General features: G+C 74.1%; 12 protein-coding genes and 3 pseudogenes. 4 read left to right on the plus strand and 11 right to left on the minus strand.

What is annotated here, in order from left to right:
- The first annotated feature begins 23 nt into the window (after nt 1-23).
- From C593_RS0113650 to C593_RS0113660, 3 genes are read left to right on the plus strand one after another with little or no spacing between them, the layout of a single operon-like run.
- Nucleotides 24-833, plus strand: a complete 810-nt coding sequence (locus C593_RS0113650) for an ABC transporter ATP-binding protein (protein ID WP_018847850.1) — start codon at nt 24-26, stop codon at nt 831-833.
- The gene (locus C593_RS0113655) at nt 820-1749 is read left to right on the plus strand and encodes an ABC transporter permease (protein ID WP_018847851.1); all 930 of its coding nucleotides are present in this window, start codon (nt 820-822) and stop codon (nt 1747-1749) included. The genes C593_RS0113650 and C593_RS0113655 overlap by 14 nt, the downstream gene beginning before the upstream one ends.
- Before the next feature lie 6 nt (nt 1750-1755).
- On the plus strand, nt 1756-2499 hold the full coding sequence (locus tag C593_RS0113660) for a sirohydrochlorin chelatase (RefSeq protein ID WP_018847852.1): 744 nt from the start codon (nt 1756-1758) through the stop codon (nt 2497-2499).
- 221 nt (nt 2500-2720) lie between these two features.
- Here the strand turns inward: C593_RS0113660 and C593_RS0113665 are convergent, their stop codons facing one another.
- From C593_RS0113665 to mgt, 7 genes and pseudogenes are all read right to left on the minus strand, one after another.
- Nucleotides 2721-2951: a hypothetical protein gene (locus tag C593_RS0113665; protein ID WP_018847853.1), complete on the minus strand. Its 231-nt coding sequence runs from the start codon at nt 2949-2951 to the stop codon at nt 2721-2723.
- On the minus strand, nt 2938-3189 hold the full coding sequence (locus C593_RS0113670) for a DUF6400 family protein (protein ID WP_018847854.1): 252 nt from the start codon (nt 3187-3189) through the stop codon (nt 2938-2940). The genes C593_RS0113665 and C593_RS0113670 overlap by 14 nt, the downstream gene beginning before the upstream one ends.
- 318 nt (nt 3190-3507) lie before the next feature.
- Nucleotides 3508-3918 carry a nuclear transport factor 2 family protein gene (locus C593_RS0113675; protein WP_051093696.1) on the minus strand — a complete coding sequence of 137 codons (411 nt, stop codon included), beginning with the start codon at nt 3916-3918 and terminating at the stop codon, nt 3508-3510.
- A gap of 28 nt (nt 3919-3946) precedes the next feature.
- Nucleotides 3947-4570 carry a DUF1697 domain-containing protein gene (locus C593_RS0113680; protein ID WP_018847856.1) on the minus strand — a complete coding sequence of 208 codons (624 nt, stop codon included), beginning with the start codon at nt 4568-4570 and terminating at the stop codon, nt 3947-3949.
- Between the two features lie 94 nt (nt 4571-4664).
- A pseudogene (locus tag C593_RS33335) lies at nt 4665-4805 on the minus strand (S8 family peptidase); the annotation flags it as partial.
- Nucleotides 4794-5048, minus strand: a pseudogene (locus C593_RS0113685) (S8 family peptidase); the annotation flags it as partial. The pseudogenes C593_RS33335 and C593_RS0113685, both read right to left, overlap by 12 nt.
- A 469-nt stretch (nt 5049-5517) precedes the next feature.
- Nucleotides 5518-6752, minus strand: a pseudogene (gene mgt / locus C593_RS0113690) (macrolide-inactivating glycosyltransferase).
- Nucleotides 6753-7126: 374 nt separating this feature from the next.
- Here mgt and C593_RS0113695 point away from each other — a divergent pair.
- Complete coding sequence (locus C593_RS0113695; protein WP_018847859.1) at nt 7127-7990, plus strand: aminoglycoside phosphotransferase family protein; 864 nt, start codon at nt 7127-7129, stop codon at nt 7988-7990.
- A gap of 31 nt (nt 7991-8021) precedes the next feature.
- Here the strand turns inward: C593_RS0113695 and C593_RS31005 are convergent, their stop codons facing one another.
- The 4 genes from C593_RS31005 to C593_RS0113715 all read right to left on the minus strand — a co-directional run bounded on the left by C593_RS31005 (nt 8022) and on the right by C593_RS0113715 (nt 12059).
- Nucleotides 8022-8312: a hypothetical protein gene (locus tag C593_RS31005; RefSeq protein ID WP_018847860.1), complete on the minus strand. Its 291-nt coding sequence runs from the start codon at nt 8310-8312 to the stop codon at nt 8022-8024.
- A 560-nt stretch (nt 8313-8872) separates the two neighbouring features.
- The gene (locus C593_RS0113705; protein WP_018847861.1) at nt 8873-9676 is read right to left on the minus strand and encodes a serine protease; all 804 of its coding nucleotides are present in this window, start codon (nt 9674-9676) and stop codon (nt 8873-8875) included.
- 307 nt (nt 9677-9983) lie between these two features.
- The gene (locus tag C593_RS0113710) at nt 9984-10709 is read right to left on the minus strand and encodes a 3'-5' exonuclease (protein ID WP_018847862.1); all 726 of its coding nucleotides are present in this window, start codon (nt 10707-10709) and stop codon (nt 9984-9986) included.
- A 114-nt stretch (nt 10710-10823) separates the two neighbouring features.
- Nucleotides 10824-12059 (minus strand): SAV2148 family HEPN domain-containing protein, encoded by a 1236-nt coding sequence (locus C593_RS0113715; protein ID WP_026277667.1) that lies wholly within the window; start codon nt 12057-12059, stop codon nt 10824-10826.
- Nucleotides 12060-12179: the final 120 nt, after the last annotated feature.

The raw sequence follows: 12179 nt of genomic DNA on the forward strand, positions 1-12179 counted from the left end.
GCGACCCCCAGGAGGTGACGATCATGGCCATCACGACCACCACCGAGGCCGCCGCCGGAGCCGACACGTTCGCCGGCGGCACGGCGGCCCCCGCCGCCCGCCTCGAGCACGTCTCGAAGTCCTTCGCGGGACCCGCCGGGCGGCAGCTCGTCCTCGACGACATCACCCTCGATGTCGGCCGGGGCGAGTTCGTCACCCTCCTGGGGGCCTCCGGCTGCGGCAAGTCCACCCTGCTCAACCTGGTCGCCGGACTCGACCGCCCGACCTCGGGCGCCATCGAGACCCCCGGCGGCCGGCCCGCCCTGATGTTCCAGGAACACGCCCTGCTGCCCTGGCTCACGGCGGGGCGCAACATCGAACTCGCCCTCAGACTCCGCGGTGTGCCGAAGGCCGAACGCCGTCAGGAGGCAGAGCGCCTCCTCGAACTGGTCCGTCTCGGCGGCGCCCATCGCAAGCGGGTCCACGAACTGTCCGGCGGCATGCGCCAGCGCGTCGCCCTGGCCCGCGCCCTCGCCCAGGACAGCGACCTCCTGCTGATGGACGAGCCGTTCGCCGCCCTGGACGCCATCACCCGGGACGTCCTCCACGACGAGCTGACCCGGATCTGGAAGGAGACCTCCCTCTCCGTCCTGTTCGTCACCCACAACGTGCGCGAGGCCGTCCGCCTCGCCCAGCGCGTGGTCCTGCTCTCCTCCCGCCCGGGCCGTATCGCCCGCGAATGGACCGTCGGCATCGACCAGCCGCGCCGTATCGAGGACACCGCCGTCGCGGAGCTGTCCGTCGAGATCACCGAGGAACTGCGTGGGGAGATCCGCCGCCATGGCCAGCACTGACACGACCGGCCCGGCCGTGACCGAGGCCGGGGACACCCCGGCGAAGGGCGCCGCCCGCGCCGACGACCTCGCCGGCCTGGAGGCCGGACTCGACGCACTGGACACCGTGCAGAGCACCCGCACACCGCTGCGGCAGATCCTCGTGCGGAAGGTCCTGCCCCCGGTGACCGCCGTGGTGCTGGTGCTCGTGGTCTGGCAGCTGCTGGTCACCGCCGAGGTCACCGACAGCTACAAGCTCCCGCCGCCGTCCGCTGTCTGGGACAGCCTGGCCACCATGTGGGCGCAGGGCACCCTGCTGGACGTCGTCTGGACGAGTGTGTCCCGCGGCCTGCTCGGCTTCCTCCTCGCCCTCGCCATCGGGACCCCCCTCGGACTGCTGGTGGCCCGGGTGAGGTTCGTGCGCGCCGCGATCGGCCCGATCCTCTCCGGGCTCCAGTCCCTGCCGTCGGTGGCGTGGGTGCCGCCGGCCGTGCTCTGGTTCGGCCTCAACGACACGATGATGTTCACCGTCATCCTGCTCGGCGCGGTCCCCTCGATCGCCAACGGCCTGGTGTCCGGCATCGACCAGGTCCCGCCGCTGTTCCTGCGCGCGGGCCGCACCATGGGGGCCACCGGGCTCCGGGGCGCCTGGCACATCGTCATGCCCGCCGCCCTGCCCGGCTACCTCTCCGGCCTCAAGCAGGGCTGGGCCTTCTCCTGGCGCTCCCTGATGGCCGCCGAGATCATCGCCTCCTCCCCCGATCTCGGCCTGGGCCTGGGCCAGTTGCTGGAGAACGGCCGGAACAACTTCGACATGCCCGGCATCTTCCTCGCCATCCTGCTCATCCTGACCGTCGGCATCGCGATCGACCTGCTGGTCTTCAGCCCGCTGGAGCGGTGGGTCCTGCGCAGCCGCGGCCTCCTCGTCAAGGGCTGATCCCCGATGCGCCGTCCCGTCCTGCTCGTCGTCGCCCACGGCAGCCGCGATCCGCGGCACGCGGCGACCGTGCACGCCCTGGTGGGGCGCGCCCGGTCGCTGCGGCCCGGGCTGCGCACCGAGGTCGCGTTCCTGGACTTCAACGCGCCGTCCGTACCGCAGGTCCTGGACCGGCTGGCGGCCGACGGCGAGCGGGACGTGGTGGCGCTGCCGCTGCTGCTGACACGGGCGTTCCACGCCAAGTCGGACATCCCGGCGGTGCTGCGGGGCGCGCCCCCGGCGCTGCGGGTGCGGCAGGCCGAGGTCCTCGGGCCGTCGCCGCTGCTGCTGTCCGCGGTGGAGCGGCGGCTGTACGAGGCCGGGCTGGGCCCGGCCGACAAGAGCTCGACCGGCCTGGTGCTGGCGTCGGCGGGCTCCTCCGACCCGGAGGCGATCGCAGTGATCGCCGAAACAGCGCGGGAGCTGCGGCACACCGGTTGGTGCGCCGTGCGACCTGCGTTCGCCTCCGCATCCCTTCCCCGCACCGAGGACGCGGTGCGCCAACTGCGCGCCGAGGGCTGCGCGCGGGTGGCGGTCGCCCCGTACGTCATCGCGCCGGGGCGGCTGCCGGACCGGATCGCCGAGGGCGCGGCGGCCGCCGGGGCCGATGCCCTGGCGGATGTGCTGGGTCCGGCCCCGGAACTGGCGCGGCTGCTGCTGGCCCGGTACGACGAGGCGGTCGCGGTGCGGGAGCTGCGGGCCACGGCCTGAGCCGGGCCGCGCCTGCCACGCGGATCCGCTCGGGTCAGGTGCGCAGGACGGTGGGACGCTCCGGCGGTCCGGCGGTCGGGCGGTCCGACGGTCGGGCGGTCGGGCGGTCCGGCGGTCCGGCGGTCGGACGCTCCGGCGGTCGGGCGGTCCGGCGGTCGGGCGGTCCGGCGGTCGGGCGGTGAGACGCTCAGGCGGGTCAGGCGGGTCAGGCGGTGAGACGCTCAGGCGCGGCGGGCGCCGCCGGCGCCGAAGCCGGTCTCGTGGGCCCAGAGATGCGTGCAGCCGGGGCACTGGAGGTGCAGCCGGCTGCCCTCGTTGGAGAGCAGGTAGCGCCAGTGGGCGCGGCAGGTCCGGCCCTCCTCGCAGACCGCGCAGTCGCGGTGGTCCGCGCAGCCCGGGCAGGGCACCCAGGCGCGGCGCCCGATGTCCGCGGTGGGGTCAAGCGGCAGCACGGCCGTCCCCGTCCCGCGCCGGGAGCACCCCGGCCGCCACGAGCCGGTCGTAGGTGCGCTGCTGCTCGGCGTCGAGCCCGGAGTAGAGCAGCCGGTACGCCTCCTCCTCGCCGGCCAGCACGGCCACCGGGTCCCAGTCGTCCCCGATCGCGGCGAGCACGGCGGCGCGGCGGACGGCCTCCTCGCGGGTGAGGTCGATCTCGAAGGCGTGGAGGTCCGCTTCCTGGTCGTGACGCATGCTGTTCCCTCGGCTGGTGGGACCGGACCCGTCGTGTCTACCAAGGGTTGCCTCACCGAGGAAGCGTCAGCCAGAAGAGCCCGTCACCGCCTGAAACAGGCGATCGACACAGCGCAGCATGATTCGGACATAAGTGGATGAATCACCCCTGTCCGAGGTGTCCCTGTGAGGGACCCCACAGGGCGCCCGCACCCCCAGGATCCAGCGGGAGGTGATCCGGGCTAAAGGCCGGGCGGGATCGCCGGAAGTCTGCGGTGGCCGGAGCGGCGGAGGCGGCGGTCTCGGTGCCGGTGCCGGTGCCGGCGCCCATGGGCGAACCTACCCGGCCAATGGCCCCCTGCCGCGGTCCACTTGGACCCCGTGGTCCTGGACCGGCCGAAGTGGCCGGTCCGGGGCCCCGTGGCCGAAGCGGGTGCCCTGGTGGAAGTAGAGCAGCCAGCCCCTCTCGGTCAGACGCCAGATGGAGCTGCGGTGGACCCGGTGCGCACCGGACTCGGTGTCGAAGGTCAGATGGACCACCCCCGCGGCGAGCTGCACCCCCTTCATCCGCGTGGTGGTGATGGGACGCGGGGACGGTGCGTCGCGCGAGCGCAGCGCGGCCATGATCGTCTCCCGGGTCCAGAGGCGGCCCGAGGTGCCGAACTCCCGGTAGTCCGGATGCAGCAGCTCGGCGAGGAGTTCCGGTGAGGCGCGGACCGCCGGGTCCAGGAGCCGGAACTCGGCCTCCATCGCGGCGTTCACGGCCTCGGTCGCGGAGTCAGTCACGGGTCATCTCCACGAGCTTGGTGACGGTGTTCCAGTTCCGGGCGGTCGCCACCGTCCCCTTCAGCGGCCGGGGGGCGGACAGGGCGGCGGCCAGCCTGGAGCGCCCCATGCCGTCCGGTGTGTAGAGGTAGAGGGCCCGGTCGCCGACGCGGTACTCCTCCGGCAGATGGGCGTCGACGGGGAGGGCGGCGGTCAGGGCCTCCGCGTCCACGTCCTCGGAGAGGTACACGACATGGAGCTGCTTGCCCGCCAGGCCGGCGGCCGGGAAGGGGCAGTCGTCGAGGATTCCGCGCAGATAGGCGTGGTCGCGCACCAGGGTGTCGACCCGGAAGCCGAACTCCTTCTCGATGCCGGCCTCGATCCGGGCGGCGAGGGCCGCCTCGGCGGCCGGCCCGGGGGCCGTGCCGGCGTCGGCCCCGGCCACGTTCAGCGCCGTGCCCGCGTCCCGCGCCGTGCCCGCACCCGGGTCGGCGAAGACCGCGTTGCCACTCTGGAGATACGTCGCGACCTCGGTGAACCCGAGGTCCTCCAGGAGCGCGCGCAGCCTCGCCATGGGGACCTTGCGGGCGCCGCCGACGTTGATTCCGCGCAGCAGCGCCGCGTACCTGGCTGTCATCACCACACGATAAGGCGGCCGCCGTGCCCCGTGGGGGAGGGCACGGCGGCCGCCGGTCAAGGTGCCGGGCGGTACCGGACCACCGGGTTCCCGGCTACTCGACGATCTTCAGCAGCTTGTTGGGCGTGCCCGCCGAGGGGTTGGTGATCTTGTCGGCGGTGGCGCCCCCGGTCAGCGCGGTGGCGACGTCGGCCGGGGCCGCGTCCTGGTGTCCGGCGAGGTAGACCGCGGAGGAGTAGTTGCGCTGGAACGTTCCGCCGTACTCCTTGGCGAGCTTCTTCTTGTCCGCCTTCTCGTCCAGCAGGACGATGTAGCGTCCCGCGACGGCGCCTTCGGCGTCGGCGCCGTAGATCGTGCCCTCGGCCGGCGCGGCGCCCGCGAAGGACGTGTTGAGCAGCGTGACGCCGGCCGCGGCGGCGATGGCCGTGACGGCCGCGGTGAGCTTGATCGGGCGGTGGGGGCGCTTGTGAGTTGCCATGAAGAGGGGGTCTCCTCGTCATCTTTTGTGGGGGGATTCGCCCTCGGTCGGAAGATCTCCCGGGGCTGACTCGAAACCCTGACCGATTGACACGCTCAGATCAAGACCTTCATGGACCCGTGACTTGTTCAACAAGGTTTCTCAACAAGAAGCCGGCCACCAGGGCGCAAGGCGGACAGGCCACGGCAACACCCGCTTCATGTACGGCACATGCACCGGCCGGGCGGCGGTGGCGCGGACCGCCCGCACGAGGTGGGCGGTCCGGCCGGGGGTACGGCCGCCCGGCCGAGACGGCCGGAACCCTCCCTCTCCGCGCGGCTGGTACCCCACACCCGAGCGCGCAGCACCCAGACCGGCGGCATGCGACGGGCGGCAGCCCGGCACGGCGAGGGCTCCGGGACCGGTTCTGGGGTGCGAACCGGTCCCGGAGACCCCGCCTTCCGCCGTGCCTTCGCCCCTGCGGCCGGGCTCAGCGCGGGAGTTCGGCCTCGATCAGGTCGGCCGCCCGCGGGGTGCCGCCCTCCTCGGCCATCCCGGCGCCGATCTCGGCCAGCCGGGCAGCGACCTCCGCGTCGCCGACGAGGGCGAGGACCGCCTCGCGCAGCGCGTCCGCCGTGGCTTCCTCGGTGTCGAGCCGGCGGGCCACGCCGAGGGCGACCAGCATGTCCGCGTTGCCGAACTGGTCCACGGCCTGCGGCACGGCCACCATCGGGGTGCCCGTCGCCAGCCCCTCCTGGCTGCCACCCGCGCCCGCGTGGGTGACGAAGGCGTCCGCCCGGCGCAGCACGGAGAGCTGCGGCACCCAGTCGTGCACCTCGACGCTCGCGGGCACCTCGCCGAGTTCGGCCGGGTCGACGTGCTTGCCGATCTGGAGGACGGTGTGCCAGCCGGGCAGGTCCCCGAAGGCCTTCACGCACTCCCGGTAGAACGCGGGCTGCTTGGTGAAGGAGGAGCCCAGGGAGACCAGGACCACCTTCTCGGCGTCCGCCGGCCGCCGCCACTCCCCCTGGTCGCCGCGCTCGCCCTGGCATGCGCCGACGAAGGAGTACACGGATGCGTCGACCCGGTCGGCGTGCGGCTGGAGGGCCCTGGGGATGAGGACGACACTGCGGCGCGGGCGGCCGGCGAAGCGGTCCGGGTCGGTGGTGATCCCGTTCTCCGTCAGCCAGGCACGGAAACGCGCGTAGTACGCCTGCCCGCGCTCGGACGCCTTCAGTTCGGCGAGCACCGGCGCCGCGACCTCCTCCTCGTACCCCTCCCAGGCGACCAGGTTCGGCGAGAGGGAGACGGCGGGGACGCCCCAGCGGTGGGCGAGCACGGGCGCCGGGTAGGAGGTGATGTCGTGGAGCACCAGGTCGGGTTCGTCACCCGCGAAGGCTTCGGCGAGCTGGGGCAGGGCCTGGATCGCGTCGTGCAGGAACGGTTCGATGTTGTCGATGAGTTCGGTGCCCCAGGCGTCGGGGTCGTCATCGGTCGGCAGGGTCGAGTGGTAGACGACCGGGCGGGCGCCGGTCTCGGCGACCCGGTCGGCGAACGAGGCCGGGATCGCGTAGCTGACGCGGTGCCCCCGGGCGACGAGTTCCCTGATCACCTCCAGGCTCGGGTTCACATGGCCGGGGGCGGCGATGGAGAACATGGCGATGTGCGCGGGGGTCGTGGTCATGCACCCACCTTAACGAGACGATACGTCTCGTGCAACGTCATTCGGTGCCCCCTCGGTGCCGGTAGCGCGGGAGCACCCGGCTCCTCCCTCCACCAGCCGTTCCGCCGGCTCCGCCTCGGCCACGGCCGCGCCTCCTCCAGCCCCCGGAACCGCCCGCACAGGACCGCGCCCCGCCGGTGCGAGACTGGACCCCCGGCCGCGGCGGCCTCCGGGCGGTCCGGTCGCCCGGCGCAGGTCGGGCCTCCGAGGCGCCGGGACCGGACGCCGGGCCGGAACGGCCCGCCAGGGAAGGGCCGGGCACGGGCCGGAACGGCCCGCCGGGGAAGGGCCGGGCACGGGCCGCCGGCGAGGGGCCGGGCACGGCAGGCCGGGCGCGGGCCCGGCGCGAGGACACGCACGGAGACGGAGACTGCACATGGACGAGGCACGCGCACGGGAGCTGCTCGTGGCCGCCGGGCTCGCGGGCGGCGCGGCGGACGCCGCGCGGCTGCTCGCGCTCGGTGAGAACGCCGTGTTCGCCACCGGTGACCTCGTCGTCAAGGTGGGCCGGGACCCCTCCCTCCTCCCCCGCGCCGAGCGCGAACTCGCCGTCGCCGGCTGGCTCGCCGAGGCAGGAGTGCCCGGCGTCCGCGCCGCCGAGCCGAAGCCGCGCACGGCCGAAGGGCACCCGGTCACCCTCTGGCACCGGCTGCCCGACGCCCTCCGCCCGGCCGCCCCCGCGGACCTCGCCGCCCTGCTGCGCCTGGTCCACGCCCTGCCCGCGCCGCCGTTCGCCCTGCCGCCGCGCGAGCTGCTGGGCGGGGTCGAGCGATGGCTGCGGCTGGCGGGCGACGCGATCGACCCGGCGGACGCCGCCTATCTGCGCGAGCGCCGCGACGGCTTCGCCGCGGCCGCCGCCGCGCTCGTCCCGCGGCTGCCGCCCGGCCCCGTGCACGGTGACGCCCTCCCCCGCAACGTCCATGTCGGCCCGGACGGGCCGGTCCTGGTCGACCTGGAGACCTTCTCCTCGGACCTGCGCGAGCACGACCTCGTGGTCATGGCCCTCTCCCGGGACCGCTACGGCCTGGACCCGGCGGCCTACGACTCCTTCACCGAGGCGTACGGCTGGGACGTGCGCGCCTGGGACGGCTGCGCGGTCCTGCGCGGCGCGCGCGAGACGGCGAGCTGCGCCTGGGTGGCCCAGCACGCCCCGTCCAACCCGAAGGCCCTGGCCGAGTTCCGCCGCCGGGTCGCCTCACTCCGCGACGGCGACCCCGAGGTCCGCTGGCACCCCTTCTGACGCGGGCCGGAGCCGCAGCACACCCCCGGGCTCAGCCGGCCCGCGCCGCCGCTTCCGACGCCCGCACCGGCCCCGCGTCCGCGCCGCCCAGCCGCAGGCCACTGCCCGTCAGCCGCGCGCGGATGCCCTCCTTCTCCACGGAGATGTCGCGCAGCCGCACACCGCGCAGCGACTCGGGCAGGGTGAACGACCACGACAGCCGGTCCGACAGCTCCGGCAGCCGCAGCTTCATCAGAGCGCCGACGAGGGCGGGGTCGATCCCCGCCTCCTCCAGCAGCCAGGGGTGCGCGGCGACCAGGTCGATCAGATTGACCTCGGTCAACTGCTCCAGAACGCGGGGACCCGGTCAGCTCCGCCAGCTCCCGTTCGCTGCGCAGCGCCTGTTCGGCCCGGGCGCGCGGGATACCCAGCCGCTCCACCACGGCCGGCACGTCGAACAGCGCCTTCACCCGGGCCGTCTCCTCGCTGATCCGCGCCGCCGCCTCCGGGTGCGGACGCAGTCCGCCGCCTTCCGCGCCCGACCCGGGGCGGTAGGTGAACAGGCCCGGCACGTCCAGCCGCATGCCCGTCACGGTGGTGGACAGCTCGCGCCCGTCGCGCAGGCCGATGCGCGCCTCGGCGCGGACACCGATGGGCCCGGAGTGATCCTCGCGACAGCGCTCCCGCGCGCACCCGGAACCGGCGCGGCCCGCTCCCCAAGCGCCATCCGCCCCCGAAGCCGGCGCGGCGCCCGCCCCGGAACCACCGTGCCCCGCCCCGGGTGCGGACACCCGGGCCGGGGACACGGCGGCACGACCGGGTACGGCGGTACGAACAGGACGCCCTGTACGACCGGTACGGCGGTGTGGCCGTGACGGCGGCCGGATCACCGACCGGGACGGGTCAGCCGCCCAGTTCGGCCGCGGCCTTCTCGATGTCCGCGGCGAAGTGGCTCACCTCGGCGTAGACGCCCGGCTTGCCGGGACGCGCGCAGCCCTCGCCCCAGCTGACGATGCCGACCTGTATCAGCTCGCCGGCCTCGTCCTTGCGGAACATCGGGCCGCCGGAGTCGCCCTGGCAGGTGTCGGTGCCGCCGGTGTCCAGCTTGCCGGCGCACAGCTCCTCGTCGGCGACCAGCTCCGGGTAGGCGCCCTGGCAGGTGGCGTCGTCGACGAAGGGCACTGTGGCCTTCAGCAGGTACCGCTGCTGCTGGCCGCCCTCCTTGTCGGCGCCCCAGCCGGCGATGTCGAACTCGCCCTCGTTGACCGAGGCGTCCTTGGCGATGGGCAGGGTGGGGAGGTCGAGCGCCTTGTCGAGCTTGACCAGCGCCCAGTCCTTGCCCGTCCCGTTGTAGCCGGGGGCCTGGAGGACCTCGGTGGACTTCGCGGTCTGCGCCGCGGGGTCCTCCAGGTCGACGACGCCACCCGTGACGGTGATGGACGTGTCCGGACCGCTGCCGTCGAGACAGTGCGCGGCGGTCAGGACGAGGTCCTCGGCGTACATGGCACCGCCGCAGCCCATGGACAGGCGGACCAGGAACGGGAATTCGCCCTGCCCGGCCGGGGTGCCTCCGACGACCATGGGGCCCATCTCACCGCGTGGGGTCGGTTCGGGGGCGGCCGAGGCCGTGGCGGACTGGAGACCGAGCGTCCCGAGGGCGAGCGCACCGGTGGCGATGACGGAGCTGAGCTTGAGGTAGTTCCGCAACAGACTTCCTCTCGTGGGGGGTGTACGCCGTACGGCAACCCGGACCCACCGGAAGCGGACACGCCGAAGCGCGGCAGCACACGGCGGCCGCGCGGACGCGGCGTGCCGTGACTCGTCCGAACCCAGTGGGGGATGAGTTCGCAGAGCGCCCGGTGATTATGGAAGAACAGCTGCTCGATGGACAAGGGCGCGCAGGATGCCAACGTCGTTGTCGGGCCGGGCTGTTGCGGACGAACCGCCCCCCGCCGGACGCCCCCGGGCCGTGACGGACGCCTCCGGCGCGGCGCGGGCCGGCGCGCCGTGGGCCTCAGGCGCCCGCGGCGGGGACGAGTGCGCGCAGCGGCCAGGCCGGGTCGACCTCCGCGTCCGGGGTGCCCTTGCGCCGCAGGAACTCCTGGAAGGAGGCGGCCCACTGCGCGTACCACCGCACCTGGCTCTCGTGCAGTCGTTCCGGATCGAGAAGCGCCACCGAGGGGTGGCGCTCGGCTATCGCACGGGCGACCAGGACCGCGGCCAGCGCGTCCGCGTCCGCCCGGTGGGCACCGTCGAGGACCACGCCGTACTCGGCGCAGACGGCCTCCAGAGTGCGCTTGCCCTTGCGGTAGCGGTCGACGGCCCGGTCGATGGTGTACGGGTCGATCACCGGCCCGGTCGGGCGGCCGCCCAGCCGCTCCCCCAGCGAGGGGAGCCCGTGACGGCGCAGCTCCGCGCTGAGCAGGGTCAGGTCGAAGGCGGCGTTGTACGCGACCACGGGGACGCCCCGGCCCCAGTGGCCGGTGAGCACCCTGGCGACCTCGTCGGCGACCTCGCGGGCGGGACGCCCCTCGGCGGTGGCCCGTTCGTTGCTGATGCCGTGGATGGCGGAGGCCTGGGCGGGAATCCGTATCCCCGGGTCGGCCAGCCAGAGGCGCCGGGTCTCCGGCTCCCCCGGACGCACCTCCACGACGGCCGCCGTCACGATGCGCGCGTCGAGCGGATCGGTGCCGGTCGTCTCCAGGTCGAACCCGACCAGTGGTCCCCCGTGCCAGGACATGACGCCCCCTCCTCCATGGTGCCGGGCTTCCGCCCCCGTTGGATTTTCACCTTCGCACGGGCCACTGACAACGCGGCCGGCCCGCACCCCGGACCCACCCCGGGACCGGCGATTTCAGGACACCGGACGCGAGTCCGCCCAGACCGACTCGAACTCCTCGCGGTAGGTCTGGAACAGGCCCGTCTCCCCGTCCTGTCCCGGGCGGACGACGGACCGTCCGCCGCCGCGCAGCACCAGCACCGGTGCCTCCATGCCCCGGGCGCGGCGCAGATAGGACTGGACGACGGCCAGGCCGTCGGGGCCGTCCCCGTCGACCAGGTAGGCGGTGAAACGGGGGGTCTCGTCGAAGACCTGGATCTCGAAGGCTCCGGGGTCGCGCAGCCGGGCGCGCACCCGGCGCACATGGAGGATGTTCATCTCCACGGTCCGGCTCAGCTCGCCCTTCTTGATGCCGAGTTCCCGCTCGCGTCGTTTGACGGCGCTGCTGGCGGGGTTGAGGAAGAGCAGCCGGACCCGGCAGCCGGATTCGGCCAGTCGCACCAGGCGTCGGCCGGAGAAGTTCTGCACCAGCAGATTCAGGCCTATCCCGATCGCGTCGACGCGCCGCGCCCCGCCGAACAGGTCCTCCGCGGGCAGCTGGCGCTGGAGTCTGACCCGGTCCGGGTGGACGGAGACCACGTCCGCGTACCGGTCGCCGACCAGGTCCTCGACGGCGTCCACGGGCAGCCGGTCGGCCGAGGGCACGCCCGCGCCGCTGCCGAGTATCTCCAGCAGTCGGGCGGAGGCGCGCTCGGCCTGGGCGAGGACGGCCTCGTTGAGGGCGCGGTTGCGGGAGACGACGTTCCGCGCGACCTCCAGCTCGTCGAGGGCCAGCTCCACGTCCCGCCGGTCGTCGAAGTAGGGCTCGAAGCAGGGCCAGTGCTGCACCATCAGCTCGCGGAGCTGGGGCAGGGTGAGGAAGGAGAGGACGTTGTCGTCGGCCGGGTCCAGCAGATAGCCCTTGCGCCGGGACACTTCCCGCACGGCGACCGCCCGCTGCACCCACTCCTGCCCGGCCGGTCCGGCCGCGGCGACCACCCAGTCCTCCCCGTGGACGGGGTCGTAGACGGGGCGCAGCACCGCGGCGACCACGGCGCGCAGCCGCTGCTCCACCAGATTCAGCCAGATGTAGGCGCGGCCGGCGCGCTGGGCACGGGTGCGCACCTCGCTCCAGGCGTCCGCGTCCCAGTCCAGCTCCGCGCCGATCTCGACCGGCCGCGCGAGCGACACGGCTCCTGGCGGGATCCCGGCGGAGTCCTCCCCCTCATGACCCGCGTCACCGGGGGGTAGCTCCAGCCCTCCCGAGCTCACCCGCGCACCGCCTTCTGCTCCACTTCACGCCCGTCTCGCGCCTGTCTTCACGTCTGTCGTCGACGATCAAGGAGCCTACTCCGCCGACGGGAGCGGGTGCAGCAGGATGGGCGGGGTTGT

The organism is Streptomyces sp. CNT372 (assembly GCF_000377145.1).